Source organism: Roseovarius sp. SCSIO 43702, assembly GCF_019599045.1.
Taxonomy (GTDB): Bacteria; Pseudomonadota; Alphaproteobacteria; order Rhodobacterales; family Rhodobacteraceae; genus Roseovarius.
Genome location: NZ_CP080623.1, coordinates 341,131 through 360,791, shown reverse-complemented (window position 1 = coordinate 360,791; position 19,661 = coordinate 341,131). Strand labels below are relative to the sequence as shown.

General features: G+C 71.2%; 1 protein-coding gene. It reads right to left on the bottom strand.

The annotated features are described in order from the left end of the window. Positions 1-81: 81 nt before the first annotated feature. The gene (locus K1T73_RS01645; RefSeq protein ID WP_220602272.1) at positions 82-19,632 is read right to left on the bottom strand and encodes a leukotoxin LktA family filamentous adhesin; all 19,551 of its coding nucleotides are present in this window, start codon (positions 19,630-19,632) and stop codon (positions 82-84) included. Positions 19,633-19,661: the final 29 nt, after the last annotated feature.

Below are 19,661 nucleotides of genomic sequence, written 5' to 3'. Positions count from 1 at the left end.
CACCCGCACCCCGCCGGTCCGGTTCGCGGCGGCCTGTCGCAAGCCGCCCGCACCCCGTCAACTGCCACGCCACCCGCCGCCTCAGAGCGCCCTGTCGGACTCGTCGAGCGAGACGCCGCGCATGGGCACCCACGTCGTCCCCGGCGCATCGAGCGGCGTGATCCAGCGCGGCGCGGCGGGGCGCACCACGCCCGCCGGAGCGAGGCCCCGGACGAAGTCCCGTCCCAGCAGATCGGTCTCGACCCCGATATCGAAGCCGAAGCCCTGGCCGCCGTTCACGGCCAGACCCCCGGTCTTGCGGTTCAGGACAAGCCCGTTGCGCACCCGCAGTTCGAGCAGGTTCTCGAGATCGAAGGCGACGAACCCCATGTCTCCGGCCAGGATCTGCGCGTCCGCGATCGTCGAGAGCGCCGCGTAATCCCGCGTGACCAGAACCTTGCTCGTCCGCTGCTCGAACCAGGCCACGTTGCCCACGGCCACGTCGTCCGACAGCGAGAGGCGCGGGCCGCTGGCGATCACGCGGCCATCCTGGATGCGGCCCCGCGCGATCCGGGTCTCGCCCCCGGTCGTGCCGCCGGTCGCGCGGGTGCCCAGCAGCGAACGGATGGGCGTAAAGGGATCCGCGAGGAAAAGGTCGGGCCCGTCGCCGATCATGCGCACCATGACCTCCTCGGCCATGTCGCCTTGCGCGTCGTGGATCGTGAGGTCGATCCCGTCCGCCGCCGTCGGGTCATACCCGAAGGCGTCGATCCGGTCGGCCTCGAGCGTCAGACGCTCGCGCACGTTCAGCAGGCCCGCGCGCAGGTTGGCACCCGGCGCCATCGCCGTCAGCTGCGCGACACGCGCGGCACCCGCATCCCGCACGCCATACCGCTCGGGGCCAATCAGCTTGAGCCGGGTCTCGTCGGCCAGATCGACGCTGACACCGCCCAGGGCGTTCACCACCAGGTCGCCCGCCGCCACCATGGTCAGCGTGTCACCCACACCCAGCACGCCCACCTCCATGCTGCCGGTCTCGGCTGCGAGGGTGACGTCGCCCGTATCCGAGAGGGCAAAGCCCATCCGCAGATCGCCCTGCGTCTCGGCGAAGTCCAGATCGCCATTCGCCAGCAGATAGGCCGTCGCGCCGGGCGCGAGATCGGCCCGGAACGTGCCCGTCGTCTCGCCGCGCAGCGCGCCGCCAAAGGCAAAGAGCCGAACCTCGCGCGCATCCAGTTGCGCCAGATCCGAGATCAGGTCGCCGCCCGACGTGAGCACGATATCGCCCGCCGCCTTCGCCCTGCGCACGGTCATGTCGCCCGCCGCCGCGATGTCGAGGACGGCGCCCGCCGTCTCGGCCCGCTCGAGGATGAGCCCGCTCGCCTCCGCCAGGTGCAGCGACCCGGCCGCGACGATCGCATCGAGCCGCGCCAGCGCGACCTCCAGGCCGACCGGCCCGGTCGGCGCCACCGCCCCCGCGCGCAGCACGGTGAGCGCGCCATCGGCATCGGCGACGAGGCCCGCCTGCCCTTCGGCCTGGCGTGACAGCGTGCCACTCACGGTGAGGTTCAGCGCCGCATCCGTGGCGTTCGATGTCTGCACGAGGCGCAGCACCATGTCGCCCTTCACACCGATGCTGACCCGCGCCGCGCCGCCATCGAGCAGCGCCCCGGCCGCCTGCGTAAAGTCGCCGCCGGCCGACACGTCCACATCGGGACCCGCCGCGCGGATCACGCTCCCGGCGCCCTGCGCCAGCGATCCGCCCGCCGCGAGGGTCAGGGACGTGCCCGCCGTCAGGACCGCCGCCTCGCCCAAACTCACCTCACCCGTCGCCGTCAGGTCCAGCGTGCTCGCCGATGTCCAGACGGTGCGCGCGCCGAGATCCACGTCACCCGCCGCCGTGGCAGTGACGGACTGTCCCGAGAGGGTGCCATCCGCGCCCCAGCTCAGGCCGCCCGTCATCGCATCCAGCGTCATCGCGCCGCCCGCAATGGTCTGGCTCTCGCGGCCCGTCACCATGGTCGCACCGGCAAGAACCATTCTCTGCGCTGCGCTGAGCGCGGTCTTGTCCCCGCGGGTCAGGTGGCCCCCGGCGTCGAGATGGAACTCACCCCTCGTGGCGGTCCATGTCGCGCGGTCCCCGAGGAACATGTCGCCGCGGGCGAAGGCGCCGATCGTCGCGCCCGAGACCTCGGCATCCGCGCCCCAGCTCATCTCCGCCCTATCCGCAACGAGCCAGACATTGTCCTGCGCCACCGTCCGGCTCCGGTTGCCCGTCACCATCGCGGCGGCCCAAAGCCTGATGTCGTCCCCGGCAGAGATCGAGGTCTTGTCACCGCGCATCAAAAGGCCGGCGCTGTGTACGTTCACATCGTTCGTGCGGGCGGTCCAGCTAGCGTCATCGCCGAGCGAGATCGCGCCCCGAACGTCACCATGGATACCGGCCCCGGCAAAGGAGGCACCCGCGCCCAGGCTGAGCGATCCGCTCACGCCGAAGCCGAGTGAATCCCCGGCCACGAGGTGCGCCGCCGCGCCGACGGTCACATCGCCACCGGCCTGAAGATCGAGCATCCCCGCCGAGGTCCAGGTATTGCGCGCGCCGAGGCTGATATCGGCATCGGACTTGGCGAGGATCATCGCCCCCGACAGTGTGCCATCGGCGCCCCAGTCCATGCCGCCGCTCAGCGTCTCGACCTCGAGCGCTCCGCCTGCGGTGGTCCGGCTCTCGGTGCCGGCCGTCATGGAAGCGGCGGTCAGCGTCAGGCCCTGCCCCGCGGTCAGCGCGGTCCTGTCGCCGCGTGTCAGGCTGCCGCCCGCGGTCAGGCCGAGCGCGCCGGTCCGGGCTGCCCATCTGGACCCGTCGCCGATCGAGACCGCGCCGCCCGCCGTGGCGTCGATGACCGACCCCTCGACCGTCGCGCCCGCGCCTTGCACCAGCGTGCCGGCGACATTGATTGTCAGGTCCTCGGTGGTCTCGAGCGCGGATGTCGCGCCGAGGCCGAGATTGCCCGTGTCCAGCGTCGCGACCCGGGCCTCGAGGCGGGCCCCCTCCTCGAAGGTGGCGGCGCCGGTCAGGGTGAGCGTCGCCCGCCCCTCGATATCGGCGGTCTTGCCGCCCGTCTGGCGCAGGGTCAGCGCATCGAGGTCGAGCGTCCCGGCGGTGATATCCTGCCAGACGACATTCGCGGCGCTGATGGCGAACCCTTCGGCCACATGGGCCGAGGTGTTCAGCGTCAGATCATCGGCCTCGACCAGCAGATTGCCCTCGCTGACGAAGGCGGATCCAGCCTGCGCCATCAGGTCGTGGCCCGAGGCGTCCAGGGTGCTGTTGCCCTGCCCGGCTTCGAAGCGGGTCAGCGTGGCGGCCCGCAGGATGCGCGCATCCACCGTGCCACCCGCGCGCAGCGACAGCTCGGGCGCGGTCAACCGCAGCGCCGAGGCGCGGCCGATCGCGCCGCTGGCGGTGGCCGTCACGCGCTGCGCGGTGACGTCGCCCGAAACGATGTCCTCCAGGCTGGCCAGCGTGACGGTGCCGAGGCTGGTGATCGTGCCGGCGGTCAGGTGCCCGCCCGCGGCCAGCGTCAGCGCGCCGCTGCCAAGGGTCGCGGTCGTCACCGCCAGATCGTCGCGCTCGCTCAGATCGAGGCCGGCCGTGCCGATCGCGGTGAGGGTCAGCTGATCGATTGCGGTGGCGAGGGGCTTGCCCGCGCCCGCCGTGCCGCCCAGCGTCAGCGTCAGGGCGCCGCCGCTGATATCGGTGCCGGTGGCATTGGTGCTGTCGATGCCGCCCGTCGCGGTCAGCGCCAGGTTATCCCCGAAGGACAGCGTGTCATTGCCCCAAAGGGTCAGCAATCCACTGCTGCCGAGCGCGCCCGAGCCGCCGATCCGGGCACTGTCGAGCCGCAGATCGCCACTGCCCGCGACATGGGCGTTCTGCGCGGTCCTGAGGCGCAGGCCGCCACCGCCCAGCGGATCGAGCTTGATCCCCAGCGGCGCCGAAGCGGTCCCGATCGAGGCGGCGTTCAACGCGGCCGCGCGCGCGACGATGCGCGGCGCGCCGGTGGGCGCGGCGTCGAAAAGCGCGCCATCCGCCGTGATCCGCACGGTCCCGCGCGAGAACACCTCGGAGAGCCCGATATCGCCGTTCACCTGCCCGCCAAGGCCCAGCCGCGCCAGTGCTGCGGCATCGAGCGCCGGGGCCGCGATGTTCACATCCCCGCCCGCACGCGCGTCGAGCGCGCCGCCTTCGAGCATACCCACGCGCAGCGGCGCGTCCTCGGTGCCGATGGTGCCGGCATCGCCCGCCTCGAGCACCAGCAGGCGCCCGGTGATCGCCACGTCGCCCAGCCCGGCATCGGTCATGGCGCCGTCGATCTTGAGGCGCACATCGCCCCGGCCGTTGACGAGGCCAAGATTGGCCGCGGTTTCGGCGCCGGCAAAGATCGCCTCCTGCCCGCCGACAGTCACGGTCAGGCGCCCCTTGGCCGCGCCGGTCGCGGGGTCGATATCGCTGAAGCCGAAATTGAAATCCTCGGCCTGCCGCACGATGTAGCGGCCCTCTGCGTCGCGGGTGATATCCTCGCGCACGGCGCCCGACAGCACCTCGAGATCGCGGCCCGTCAGCGTCCCTGCGCCCGGGTCGATCACATACGGCTCGAGCAAGGCCCCGAGGCCCGCGCCGGCGCTGAGCGTGATATCGCCCGCGGCCATGACGTTGGCCGCCTCGATCCGGGTGCGGGTGTCGGCGGTCTCGCGCACGAGGCCCGCGCGGATCGACCGCTCGAGCTGGGCCTGCGTCCACTCCATGCCGGTGCGCCGCGGCGCCAGGTCGGCGGCGACCGGCTGATAGGTATAGCCGTTGTCATAGGCGTTCTGCGCGTTCCACTCGGCATAGAGCGCGCGGCGCTTGGCCACGTAGGCGTCCACGTCACCGCCCGCCGCCTCGATCGCGGCGCGGCGGTCCGCGTCCAGCGTGTAGGTCTGCGCGTCGCCGCCCGTCATCTCCCAGCGGTCCCAATACGCGCCATCGGGATCGGCGCCGGCGATCTCGCGGCGCTCGGCCGTGGCGCCGCGGGCGCGCCAGTAAGCGTCGTATTCCGCGCGGATGTCGATCTGCAGCGCAACGGTCTGCTCCTGCTCGCGGTCGGCCAGCCCGGCCCCGTTGAGGCCCAGCTCGTCGGTCCAGAGCTTGCGCAGCTCCTCGGCGGTGCGCAGATCGCGCAGCGCGTCGTCGTTGCGGTCGAGGATCGCGCCCGGCGCGCTCAGCGCGACCGAGCCGATCGACGAGCGCACCGTGCCCACGCCCAGGTCGCCGGTCAGCTCGGCGATGGCGATATCGCCGCGCGCCTGCGCGATCAGCCGTCCCTCGGCGCCGGTGTCGATGGCGAAAGGCGCGCCGGCGCCACCGATGGCGCCCGCCTCGGAGGTCAGGTCGACATTGTGGGCCTTGACGATGCCCGCCCCCGACTTGAGCAAATCGCCCCGCGCCATGAGGCTCACGGACGCGCCCGAGCCGGTGGCCTCGGCCTGCGCAACGCGCAGCGCGCCGTTCATCTCGCGCAGCGCGATGCCGTCCTTGGCAACGGCCGAAACCGCCGCGTCATTCGCCTGCACCAGCCGGAATGCACCGTCGAGCGATCCGATCCGCCCCTTTTCGGCCCGCAGGCTGAGCGCGGCGGTGTTCAGCACCACGCCGCGACCGCCGGTCAGCACCGAGCCGTCGATCGATTGCGCGCTCGTCTCGCCCGCGATGTTGCGCACGCTGCCGCCGAAGATGACGCTGCCATTGGCGACGACATTGAGCCGCGCGGCGTCATTGCCGCCGAAGCCGATGTCGATGGCATGGTCCGCCTTCAGGCGATGCTCGTAGAGATGGCGGGTCTTGGTGGTGGTGTCATAGGTCCAGTGGCGCCAGCCGACCTTCAGGTCGACGCCGAAGGGAGAGATGCCCCATCGGTTGTCTTCGTAGTTCGTCTCGACCGTGCTGGGGCCGGTCTGCGAGACGCGCTGTCCGCTGAAGGCATAGTTGTAATCCGCGCCCCCAAGCGACGCGCCGACGAACGGCCCTTGTCCCAGGTCCACGGACCGGGTGCTGGTCGCGATCTGGGTCGTGCGGGTCTTGTCCTTCGTCTTGAAGACGTTGAACACGATGGTCTCGACCGAGCGGCGCGTCGTGACGACATGGGTCACATCCTCGGCGCGGCGCACGATGTAATCCTGGTTCGCCTTGGGCGCGAAACTGGTGGTGCGGCCCGTGACGCTCCCCTCTTCGACGGTGGCCAGCTCGCGGGTGACGCGGCTCTCGGGGTCGTAGACCGCCGTCTGGCTGCGGTTGGTATAGGTCTTGAGCTGATCGCCCTCGCGCCGGAACTCGGTCGTGAGGAATCGCCCGATGCCGTCGCGATCCTTGAGCTGCGCGCCCGTGGTGCTGTCCAGCAGCGCGCGCGACGTGTCGGTGATGCGGATCACGCCATCCAGGCGCTTGGCGCCGAGGTCGATCTTGCCCAGCACGAGGTCCTGCCGCACCGCGCTGCGCACGTCGATGGCGCCCCACCCGGACAGGGACTCGATGCGCCCGCCACCGGTCGAGATGATCTTGCCCACGATCTCGATCCGGCCGCCCTGCCCCGACATGTCGGCGACTTCCAGTCGGCCTGTGCCGTGGTTGAAGAAGATATCGGCATCGCTGCTTACACCGGTCAGCGTGGGCCCGTTGCCCGACGCGGCATGGACCAGCTCCGAGCCGACGCCGCCACGCGCCGCGATCGCGTCGATGGTGGACTGCGCCGAGGCGGAAATATCGACCGTATAGCTCGCCTTGCCGGCAATGATATCGCCGTTGATGTTGAGCGTGTCGGCGGTGATGTAGACGTTCTTGCCGGCACGGAATCCGCCGTTGTTGACGACGAGCGATGCGCCGGGATCGCGCCTTGCGATAGTCCCGAAGGCACGCACGTAATCGCGATAGGCGTCTTCGTAGGATTTGAACCGCCCGTCATATTGCGCGTCGGGATCGCCCGAGACCGAGCGGATGCCGGGCACGTAGCCGAGGATGAAGTCGCCGTTGGGCGCCTCGATCTTGACGGTCTGCGCGGCGACGGCGCCGCGCACGTCGATATCGCCATAGGCCGAGTTGACGAGGATCTCGCCCGAGAAGTTGTCGGCATCGCCGCCGATCACGATGGTGCCGCCGATGCCGTTCGCGGGCTGGGTGGCGACATTGATCAACGGGGCATCACCCGTCGCGCTGGTTTCCAGCGCGAGGCTGTAGTCTCCGCCCCGGCCGCCCGAAAGCGCGCGCAGATCGTCGCCCGACGTCACCGACACCGAGCGCAGCGTGATTTCTCCGCCCCGGCCAGGCGGGATCGTCAGCGCACCGGTCTTGAGCACGTCCGAGGTAGTCGACAGGATGTCGATCAGGACATTGCCCGGCGCCGTCAGCTTGCCCGTGGGGCCGCCCTGCACCCAGTCGGCATCCATCACGATGTTGCCGCTGCTGGCGCGCACCGGCCCCAGCTCGATCATGCCGAAGCTGCCCGATTGCGCGTCGCGGCGCGCCTCGAGCAGCGCCTTCTCGGTGCGCCAGGCGACCTTGGCGGCATCCGACTCGCCCGTGCTCAGGGCCGGGTTGTTGATCAGGCCGTCGAGATAGTCGATGCGCTGCTGCAAATCGCCCGACGAGCGGTAATCGTCCGACAGCGCGTAGCTGATATCGCGCCAGCGCGGATCGGTCAGATCGGCGGGCTTGGTGGGATCGTCGGGATCGACCAGCACGGTCTTGCCGCCCAGTGTCGCGAACCGCAGCACGACCTGGTTGCGCGTCCCGGCGCGCACGTTGCCGTTGACGATGATCCCGTCATCATGCGTGTCGGTCGAGGTGCCGCTCTCGATATCGAGCGAAATCTCGTCCGCGCCCACCAGGTCGCCGAAGAAATTGCCGACCGCCTCGATCGCGGCGCGCGACAGGTCCTTGGCACGTCCGTAGCCGACGACGTCGCGCCCGCCCGAGATCGCCGACAGCTCGACATCGCGCACCGCGCGCAGCTCGGCATTCTCGTCGATGGTCACGCGCGAGGTGGTCGCCGCCCTGGCATCCGCCGTGGTCGGCACGGTGATCGCGAAAGCCGTGTTGTTGAAGACGCGCGACTCGGCCCGGATATTGATCCGCTGCGAGCCGGCGGCGGTGCGCCCGGCGCCCAGCACGATATCGCGTTCGGCCTCGAGCACGGCACCCCCGCCGATATTGATCCGGTTGCTCCCGTTATAGCTGGCCGTGGTCTTGGCAAAGCCCGCGCCCGCGAGGCCGTAGGATTTCGCATCGACCTCCGAGCGGATATCCACGTTCGAGCCATTGAGGATCTCGAGGTCGCCGAGCGCCGACAGCGTGGCGTTGCCGATCGAGACTGTGGCGTCGTTCTTGTGCACGACGACGCTGCTGACCCCGCCGGGCGTCGCGACGAGGCCGCCGACATCCAGCTTTTGCCGGTCGGTCAGGTCCATGTTGCCGCCCGCGATCAGGCGGAACGCGCCCGGATCATCGTAAGAGCCGGTCTGGCGGATCACGGCGCCATTCGCCACCGTCAGCTTCGTGTCCGCATGAACTTCGACGTCCGACTTCATCGCGGCACCCGCCACGACGCCGCCGGAGCCGGCCTTGACGTTCCAGCCGCTGCCGTGGCGCGGCCGCTTGATGCCGGTCACGGCGCTCAGCTCGATCACGTCCGCGGTGATGCGCGCGCCGGCCCCGACCGATGTCTCGAGCTCGGAGTTCGAGCTGGTGAAGAGCAGCGCGCCCGAGGCGCCGACAACCGAGGCGTTGACCGAATTGGCGTGCCCGTTCATGACCGTTTGCGACGACGACCCGGCGCCGAGCGTCCTTGCGTCGATGTCGAGCACCCCGCCCGAGGCCAGCTTGAGCCGCGTCTCGGAATCCGCCTTGAGCCATGTCAGGGCCGCCTGCCCCGCCACCACGCCGCCCGATCCGCTGATCGTGTCGGCGGTCATGTTCGAGCCGTTGATCGCCTGCAACCGGATCTCGCGGGCGGTCAGGTTGCCCGACCGGAGGTCGGTGACGACGCGCGCCGTGCTCTGCTGGGCGACGGCTATGGTCGCGCCACCGGCCAGGATGCCGCCGCGGAACGCCCGCGCGTCGGCATCGGCCTTGGCGTCGACGCTGGCGGTGCGGATGCTCAGTTTGTTGTCGGCGGCGATCCTGCCCGAGACGCTCGTTTCGGCGTCATAGCCCAGCACCGCGATCGAGACCGACCCGTTGGCGGCCAGCATCGCGCCCGCACCGGCCGCGGACTCGGCTGTCGCGCTGGCCGAGGCGACGGTATCGACGCTCACATCGGTGGCCTCGATATCGACCCCGCTCAGGCGGGTGCGCTGCGTGGCATCATTGAGCGACACCGAGAGGCTGCCGCCGACCCCGGCGACACCGACGCTCACCCCGAGCATCTGCGTCGTCACAACGGCGGTGGTCTCGTTGGCGAGCGTGATCGTGCCCCCGCGCAGCCGCGCTTCGGTCAGCGTCAACTCGGTCCGCCCGGCATTCCTGCCGACCGCGACGTTGATCGAGTTCGCCACGGCGCCGAGCGCCGCCGCAAGGCCCTGGATCCTGACCTCGGACCGGTCCGCCGCGTCCAGCGTCACCCGCGCCGCCTTGACGCCGACCTGCTGGCCCGCCGCCCCGGCGAGATTGACCCGGCTCGTGCCGCTGTTGAGGCCCAGCACGAAGCTCGCCCCCTGCGAGATGAAGCCCGAGCCCGAGGCGTTGAGCGAGCGTATCAGCATCCCGCCGGCACGCTCGGCCTCTATCGTGACGCTTTGCGCGTTGCCGCCGCTGCGGCCCTCGATCATGGCGCCTGCGGCGATATCGACGGCACTGTCGCTGGAATCGACCACCACGACGCCGCCGACCGCGGCCGAGATGCCGCCGGTGCTCGCGTTCACGCCCACCGCGTCGAACATCGGTCCGTCCTCGCCCCCGACCTTCTGGCCACGGGTCCGCGCCTGCAGGGTGACGTTCCGGTCGGCGCGCAGCACCGCGCGCTCGCCCACGCTGACCAGCGCGCCCGTGCGCGTCACGCCCACGCCGAAGCCTGCGGCCACGCCGCCGAAGGACATGGGCGCGAAGGTCACGTTGCCGCTGTAGAGCTCTGCCCGCGCGACCGTGTCGGCCGAGAGGGTCAGGTCGCGCCCGGCCGCGAGCATGGCATCGGCGGCGATCGTGACGGCCAGCTTGTCGGGCTCCGGCGCCGAGGTCAGGTCGATCTTGGCGCGCTCCTCGTCGTTGCGCGTCACGGCCGCACCGGCCCCGCCGCGCTCGGCCAGGGTCGCGCTTCCGGGTGCCTGCGCGCCGCGGTTCAGCCGTGCCTGGGCGTCGTCGAGGTAATCGTCGCGCAACCCGAGCACCGCGTCGCCCTGCGAGGTCGTGTTGGCCGGGGCCGCCCCATCGGGGCCCTGCGGCAGGGCCTGGCCGGCATCCGAGGACGCCGCCGTCCCGCCCATGTCCACGACGTTGAGCGACACCGCGGCGGCGCTGATGGCGCCGGTGCTGACGGCGCCGACGACGGTGCCGCCCATGACGATGCGATCCGCCTTGGCGCTCGCGATCACGTCGCGCCCGGCCAGGATCACGGCGCGCTCGCCCACGTTGACCTGCGTCGTGCCCGCGAAGCGCGTGTAGTTGAAGGAGCCGCCCGTGCTTGCCGGGCCACCGGCGGCCGAGCCGGCAAGACCGCGCAGGCGCACGAATTCCGTCGCGGCCAGCTTGACGTCACGGCCCGCATCGAGCGTCACGCCCGCGCCCACGTCCACGCGCGTCTCGGCCTTCATGACCGCCGCGTTCGCGCTGAGCGACACGTTGACCTGCGTCGTGCCCGCGAAGCGCGTGTAGTTGAAGGAGCCGCCCGTGCTTGCCGGGCCACCGGCGGCCGAGCCGGCAAGACCGCGCAGGCGCACGAATTCCGTCGCGGCCAGCTTGACGTCACGGCCCGCATCGAGCGTCACGCCCGCGCCCACGTCCACGCGCGTCTCGGCCTTCATGACCGCCGCGTTCGCGCTGAGCGATATGGCCGCGACCCCGCCCGAGACGCCGGCCACGCCGCTCAGCGTGTAGGCATTCGTGTCGGCCCGCACGGCCACGTCGCCCGCCTGCGAGGTCACGATGGTCGGGGTCGTTCCGCCGCCATCCGCGCCCGCCACGCGCGCGATCGCCTTGCTGCCGAAAACCGTGGCCTGCAGGGACATGCCGACACCCGCGGCACCGGCCCCGAGCGTTCCCGCCATGGTCAGCGCCTTCGTCGAGACGGCCGCGTCGATCTCCACATCCCCCTCGCGCGCGGTCAGGACGCCGCCGCGCACCTCGGTCAGCGCATCGCTGCCGACGACATGCACGCCGAGCGCGCCGCCAAGGCCGACCGCCCCGGTGCCCGCCGCGACCGCGACGTTGACGAGTTGCGTCTCGATCCGCGACTCGAGCGCGATATCGCGCCGCGCACCGAGGTCGGAGAGGTTGGTCAGAACCCGCGCCTTGCTGCCGATCACCGTGCCCGCAGCGGTGCCGCTCAGCCCGGCATAGAGACCGAAATTCACGGTCCCGCCAAAGGCCAGGACATCGTTGCGCACCTGCGCCCGCAGCACCGTATCCTGCTCGGCATGGGCATCGGCACCGGCGCCCACCAGCCCCAGTTCGGCAAGCAGATCCGCCTCGGCGGCGCGGTTGACGCGCACCGCGTCCGACGGCTGCCCCCCGGTGCCCAGCTCGACCACGGCGCGATCGCCGATCACGTTGGCCTGCACCAGCCCGTTCAGCGCGACGGCCGTGCTGAACCCGCCGGTCACGTTGGCGCCCGACTGCACGGTATTGGCCTGCGCCTCGATCACGGCGCCGCGCAATTGCCGCTTGCCCTCGGGATCGCCCGGATCGGTGAGCGTGTGATGCCCCAGCGCCGTGATCGAGGAGCGGTTGCGCACCGACGCCGTCACGTCATTGCCGGTGATGTTGGCGGCAAGCGTGCCACCCGCCGAGAACCAGCCCGCGCCCGCGAAACTCACGTTGAGGGTGGGCAGGCCCGATTGCAGCAGATCGACGATGTCGAAATCGTCCCAGTAATCCGGCATCTCGTCCGCCCCGGCGGCCAGCGAGATGTTGTTGATCGCATCGGCACGGATCAGCGCGGTGCCCGCCGTGGCCAGGTCCGCCGGGCCGACGGCCGCGGGGCCGTGAACGATCGCGCGCACGCGGTTGCCCAGCACATTCGTGGTGAGCGTGCCCGCAACGGCGGCGACACCCGACGCGGCGCCGCCCACGGCATTGCCGCTCGCGTCGGTGATCGCATCGGCCGTCACCGTCAGGTGATGGCGCGTGCGCGCCCTGGTCCCGGCGATATCGGCAAGGACGTCCGCACCGGCGGTATTCGCCGCCACCGACAGGCCGGCCGAGAAGGAGCCATCCGCGGCACCGCCCAGGGCGACCGAGATGAGCTTGATGTCGTTGAGCGCCGCCACGTCCAGCGACTCGGCGACAACCGAACCGCCCCAGAGGCGCGACTGGACCGAGGAGAGATCCGTGTTGAACGCGAGCCCGCCGGCAAGCGCGCCGGTGCCCGACGCGGCACCCGACGCCGCGGTGCCCGCGGAAATGAGCTCGCGCCGAGCCGAGATCCTGACCGCACCCGCCGCCTTGTCGGTGTCGTAGACCGGGGTGTCCACGGTGCCGCCCATCTCGCCGATGGCGACGTCCTTCACCTCCGCATCGACCTCGTCCGCCATGAGGTTGAGCATCACGGACGCACCGCCCGCCCCGGCGCTCGCGCCGGCCAGCGCCAGCGCGCCCCCGAGGATGTTGCCGCTCTGGTTCGATGCCACGGTGATGTCACCGGCACGGATGCCGACACCGACACCGCCCTTGATCCGCGAGGCGACACGACGCCCGAAGCTGTTGATCACCAGCGACCCCGCGCCGCCGGCCGAACCGGCGCCGACGCCCCCGGTCCCCGCGAATGTCGCGATGCCGCCCGACTGCAACGCCTTGACCTCGAGATCCCCGGCGGTCAGCGTCACGCCATCGGCAAGTTCCAGATGTGCAAGCGACTGGCCCCAGATGCCGTTGACCGTGATGCCGAGGCCGACGCCGTTCGTCGATCCGATACCCGCGGCGCCCGCGGCCGAGCGGATCACGCTCTTCTCATCGGACCTGATCGTCAGGTTCCCGATATCGGCCGACTTGCCCAGCTTGACCACCGCCTGCGTCGAATCCGCCGCATCCGCCACGAAATCGAGATCGAGATCGGTTGCCCGCTCCAGCGCGTCGAAGGCGGCGTCCCGGCCTTTCACGGCAAGTTCGCGGCCCTCTTCGACAGGGTTCACGCCCTCGGCCAGTGTCACGTTGTCGCCGCGTCCCTGCGCGCTTGCATCAGAGATGTCGTCGCCCCGCGCATTCTCGGGCCGGTCGGCATCGGCCTGCGCCGCGACCTCGTCGATCAGGTCCTCCTCGCTGGCGCCCGCCACGCCGATCTGCGTGAAGACGAGCGACCCCGCGACGCCGCTTGCGCCCGATCCCGCGCCCGAGACGGCGGCGGCGTTCAGCCCGATGTCGTTCGTGGCCGTCACCGTCACGTTGCCCGCGACAAGGTCATCCGCCTCCAGCCGCGCCTCGACCGTGTTGTGCATCAGCACGATCGTCGCGGCGATCCCCACGCCCGAGGCGCCGGCGATCGACGCACCGCCCGCCAGCGCGGTGATGTTGCCGAGCGCGCGGCCATCGCCGTCGAAGCCGACATTCATGCTGGGATCCAGCCGGATGACCGACGGGTCCGCCGATTCCGCCTCGACCGTCACCGAGGACGTGCCCGCGTCGATATCCGTGCCGGTGATGCGCGCCGAGGTGATGTTGCCGATATCGGCCACGATGATGCTGCCACCGAGACCCGCCCCCCCGGAGCCGGCGAACCCGACCGCCACGGCATCTATGACCGGCTTGCTCTCGGCGCGCGCCCTGAGCGCCCCGCCGCGCAGCCGCAACGTCGCATCGGTGACGACGACTTCGGTCCTGTTCAGCATCAGGTTGCCCGAGATCCCGGCCCCCGCGCTGCCTGCGCCGCTGCCCGTCACGCCGCCCGCGACCGAGCTGAACCGCGCATGATCCGTGGCCAGCAGCGACATGTCGCCCGCCGAATCGAGCGATGCCCTGTCCGCCGTGACCTTCGTCTCGCCCAGCGAGGAGTTGAGCGTGACCGCGCCCGCCGCGCCCTTGGCGCCCGAGATGCCGAGGGCGGCCGAGACCGACACGACCTGCCCATTGGCCACGGCTTCGGCCCTGATCCCGCCCGTGCGGGTCGAGATCGCGGCGTTGTCGAGGTCCACAAGCGTCTGGTTGACCGTCAGCAGGTTGACCGCGAGCGCCATGCCCGCCGCACCGCCGCCCGCACCGGCCACGCCGCCCGCGCCCGACCAGATGTTGCGCGTGTTGCGCGCCTGCGCGTCGAACCGCGCCGCCTGCGAAACCGTGCTGCCATCGGCGCGGGCCCGCACCTGCGCCGTGATGTTGTTGAGCGTCACGCCCATGCCCACGCCCTTGCCCTTGGCGGCCTGGCCCGCCACCGCCAGCGTCCCGATGGTGGTCTTCGCATCGCTCAGCAGCACCACCTCGCCCAGGTCGCCGCCATCCCGCGCGGCCAGGTCGACGCCGCGCAGATCGGCATCGGTATCCGTCACGATCACGTTCGCCGTGGCCGCGCCGCCGACCGCCGCCGCGATACCGCCGCCGATGGCACCGGCGAGGGACCACAGGTGCGAATCCTCGTTCGCCTTGACCCTGACGCTGTCCGCCTTGAGACCCAGCCGCTCGGTGCCGCCGCCGATGATCGCGCGCGTGTCGCCGATCCGCGTGTTCAGCACGGCGCTGCCCGAAAGGCCGGTCTTGCCCACGCCGACGGACGTGGCGACCCCGATGAGGACGCCGAGCCTCTGCGCATCCACCGTGATCGCCTCCGCCTCGGTCATGCGGCCCGCCACGTCGGTCGAGAGCCGCGCCTCGGCGGAGCGGTTGAAGAGTTTGATCGCAACCCCGAGACCGGCCCCGAGCGCGCCCTCCTTCGACAGGTTCGCGCCCGCCGCGCCGCCCAGCGTCACGTTGATCGACGCGTCCTTGGCGTCGAGGTCCAGCGCGGCCACGCTCACGGCGCTGTCCTCGACCACCGCGCGGGTGCTGCCCCAGGCCCAGAGCCCGGCGACGGACCCCGCCATCACAACCGTGCCGCGGGTCGAGCCCGCACCGCCGATCGCCACCGTCGCCGCGATGGAAAGGTCCTCGGCCTCGACCGTCGTGTCGCCCGCCGTGACGACGGCGCCGGTGATCCGCGCCATGGTATCGCGGCCCGCCAGCGGCGTGCCATCGACCAGCCCGGCAAGCGCACCCGCCAGCGCGTTGTTGCTGTTCTTGGACCCGATGCCCAGCGACGGCGCGCCCGCGACGGTGGCATGAATGGTCCGGTTCTTCGCCGTCACGTCGAGGGCGCCGGTCAGCTCGACCGTGGAGCCCGCGCCGATCTCGGCCACGGTCGCGTTCTCGAGCAGGATGTTCAGCGCCGCGGCCCCCGCGATGGAAAAGCCCGTCTTGGCCTTGGCCGAGCCCTTGCCCCCCGTCGCCTGGCCGGTGTCCGCATCCACGTTCTGCGGCTCTTCCGCCGTATCGAACTGCGACCGGTCCGAGATCGCCGCGTTCTCGTCCTCGTCGAAGAACCACGACGGGATCAGCACGTCCTCGTCGTCACCGCCGCCACCCGGCGCGGGCGTGCTCGGCGCGCTGCCGCCGCCCGACTTGGGAGTGGACTGGCGCACCACGGCACCGGCGGCGGCGGCCGAGACCATCACGCCGGCGGTCTCGGCATTCACGGCGAGGCGCGTTGCCGTCACCGTCGCGCCGTCGAGCGAGGCGCGCGTGTCGCGGGTGCCCACGAACATCTGCATGCCCACGCCCACGCCGACATTCTCCGAGACCGACAGGGCGCCCGCGACACCCACGAGGACGCTCTCATCCTTGGCATCCACGGTGACGGCATCGGCCACGATATCCGCGCCCGCGCCGATCCGCGCGCGTGTCGCCACGTCGAAGGCGCCGAGGATCGCCATACCGTTGACCGAGGCCTTGGCGGCCGCACCGCCGGCCCAGCCACCCGTCACCAGCACCATGCCGTTCCGCGCCGTCACCGCGACATCCGCCGCATCCGGTGCGCCCGGCGTGCCACCTGCCACGATCCGCGCGCCCGCCGCGATATCCGCCTCGGTGATCGAGCGCAGGCGCACCGCGCTCAGCGTGCCGCCGACCGCAGCCGTGGCACCGCCGGGCTTCAGGCTCGAGCCTCCGGGCTTGTTGGCATAGCCGGTGATGACCCCGGTGGCGACCGCGTTGACCGAGGCCGTCTCGCTCAGCGTCAGCACGGCGCCCGTGCCGATCCGCGCGCGGGTCTCGAAATCGTAGCCGTCATAGGCCGCCGTCACCCCGATGGCCGAGCTCTGGGGCTTGTCCGTGTCGCTCGTGCCGATGGCGGAGGTCTCCACGCGGCTCGTGACGAGCCCCTCGTCGAGGCTGAAGAAGCCGTCGAGTTCGGGAAGCTGCGGCGTTTCCGGCAGTTCCAGCGATGCAGGATCGTATTTCCGGAAATCGGTCACGGCATCCGCGAAGGTCTCGATCGCGGCGCGGATCTGCTCGGGCTTGCCCGGCAGAGGCAGCGCGGTCCGCGCATCGACGCTGGCGCGTGCGGCGGTCACGGTGGCGGCGCCGATCTCGGCCTCGGTGTGGCCGCCGAAGTTCGAGAACGAGCCGGTGATCACCATGGCATGACCGTATTGCGAGACGATCTCTTCCTTGGTCAGGCCGCGCTGCTGCTGGATCTTGGCCTGCACCGCCCCGAGCGTGCCGACGCCGCCCAGCGTGCTGCGGGCGAGCGTGCCGCCGCCCTCGCCACGGAACCCCGTCACGGCGCCGGACCCGTTGCCGGGCCGCGCGAACCGCGTCACCGCGTCGACATCCACCTCGGTCGCGGCGACGTTCGTCGCGGCAAGCTGCACGAGCGTGCCGCCGTCATGCCAGCGCCCGCCCAGCGTCGCGTAGGTGTCCTGCCGCTCGAGGCTCAGGTCCATCGTCAGGGCCATGCCGAAGCCGACCTTCCCGCCGTTGGTGCTGTCCTCGCCGCCCGCCTCGCTCTTGCCGCGTTCGGCGGTGCCGAGGATCTTGCCGGCGAAGCCCTTGATCCTTTCCTTGCGGCGCTCGTTGATCTGGCGCTCCTTGGGATCGTCCGCCTTGCCGATCGTCGCGTTCGTCTTGACCGTGCGGCCGAAGAACAGCGTCTCGGCATCGAGGTCCACCTTGCCGCTGGCCGTGATCGTGCCCCCAAGGGCCGCCTCGGTCAGGCTGTGTCCAAGGTTCACCGTGATCGCGGCGCTGAACGCACCGTCGATCCCGGCGTTCGAGCGGTTGTCGATCTCGTGATGCTTGCCGGTCAGCGCCGCGACGCGCAGATCGCGCCCGCTGATGCTGCCCCCGTCGATGATGGTCTGGTTGGTCACGTTGCGATGCGACAGCACGACACCCAGCGCCCCCGCCAGGGTATCCTTGGTGCCCATCTTGATCCGCGTCCGGTCGAAGGCGGTCGAGACGACGGACACGTCCGTGTCGCCCTTCGCGGTCAGCGCGGAGTCCGTGATACGGATCACCGAGCTTGCGTCGCTGCGCGCCGCGGTCGCGCCGGCGTTGAAATCGTCGGGCTCGATATCGACATTCGTGCGCGCGTCCGACTGGACGATGACGCCCCCGCTATCCGCCGAGACCGCCAGCGGCAGCGCCCCGGTCAGGCGCAGCCCCTCGGGCGCGCTCTCCAGCAGCGTCCACGTCTCTTCCGCCGCGCCGTCGCGGCTGAGGATGCCGTTATCCGCCAGGACCCCGGCATTCCACGTCGCGTCCGGTCCGCGCGAGAGCCCCTTCCAGTCGCCATCCGCGGTCAGCACCGAGTCGGTGATCGTGACACTGGCATCCGCCGAAAGCTCGGCCAGTTGCAGCATCGCGACCGACGAGATCGCGTCGAGCGCGCCGGTCGCCACCTTCTGCACGAGGTCGGCGGTATCGGTCAGCACGCCGTCCATGTTGTTGAGGATGCTCTCCGAGGCCGTGTCGCTGCCCGCGCTGTCCTTGTCGTCCACCGTGCTCGCCAGGGCCACCGCGTTGACCACGATGGCGCCGGCCTGAAGCGCGCTGTCGGCAAGGGTGATCGCCGCCTTCGCGCCGGTATCGGTTTGCAGCGGTCCCTGTTCCGCCGCCACGTCGCGCGCCAGCAGCGCGATCATGCCGCCCGCTTCGGCGCCGCCCTCGGCCTTCACGGATGCGTTCGTCATGCTGATCTCGGGCGCGACCAGGATCACGTCGCCCGCATCCGACAGAACCGCTCCGGCGCCGGTGCGGCGGCGGGTGTCGATATCCATGTTCGTGACGGCGATGCTCTCGCCGACAAGCGCCAGGTCGCCGCCGCGCGTCACGAGGCTGCCCGCCCCGGCGACGGTCAGCGACGCCGCCTCGACCCGCAGCGCGCCGCCGGTGCCGCCGTCCGATCCCAGGTCCGCGGCGATCGCGCCCAGTTCGGCCGCGCCTTCCGCCGTGAGCGCCGCGATGCCGCCATCGCCCGCCACCGACGACGCCTTGAGCGACAGCCCGTCCTCGAGCACCGCCGAGCCCTGCGTATAGAGCAGGAGCATGCCGCCATCCCCGGTGCTGCCCGCGACGTCGATGCTGGCATCGCCCTTCACCGTCATGCTGCCGCCCGACGCGGCCTGGACCGCGCCGCCGGAGGTGCCCGCCTTCGCCGTCACGCTGTTGGCCGTGTCCGCGCCGCCGCCGATGGTCATGTCACCACCGGCAAAAAGGCGGATCACGCCGTTCTCGACCGACACGCCGTTGGCCTGCTTCATCCCCTCGGTATTGACCGCGCCGCCGATCGCGGGCGCCGCGCCCTCACCGCCCTCCACGCTGATGCGCCCCTGCAGAAGCATCCGGCCGCCGGCACGCAGATCGAGCCGCTCGGCGTCGATGCGGCCATAGACCTCGATCCCGGCACCCGAAAGCGCCTCCTGCCGGTCGAAGAGGCGCTGGATCGCGGCGCTGTCACCCGCGGCGATGGCCGAGGTTTCGCCCGCGGTGGCGGTCGACATGGTCAGCGCGCCGGCGGTGATGGCGCCCCCCTTGCCCACGATCACGCCATCGGGGTTGACGAGGAACACGTTCGACCCCGCCGCCTGCCCGTTCTTGAGCATGTTGAGCTGCCCGGCGATGGTCGACGTGCCGCCGGTCACCGTGTTGACCAGTGCCCGGCTGCCACCCGGCTGGATCAGGTTCACCGTCTCGGCGGCGCCGACGTTGAACTGGTCGAAGGCGTTGCGCGCGATGCCGCCCACGATCGTTCCCGTGGTGATGTCGAACGTGCCTGACGCGCCCGGCGTGATCGTCGTCGCGGTGATCGGCGCGCCGCCCGACTGGGCGACCGTGATTCCCGAGGGGGCGGCCTGCGCCCAGGCCGGGGCGACTTGTGTGACCGCGATCGCGAAGGACGAGAGGGCCGCGACGCAGTTGCGCCCCCAGGCTGTCAGGCTCTTGAAAGTCATCTGTCCACGTCCCGTTGCGTTCGTCATCT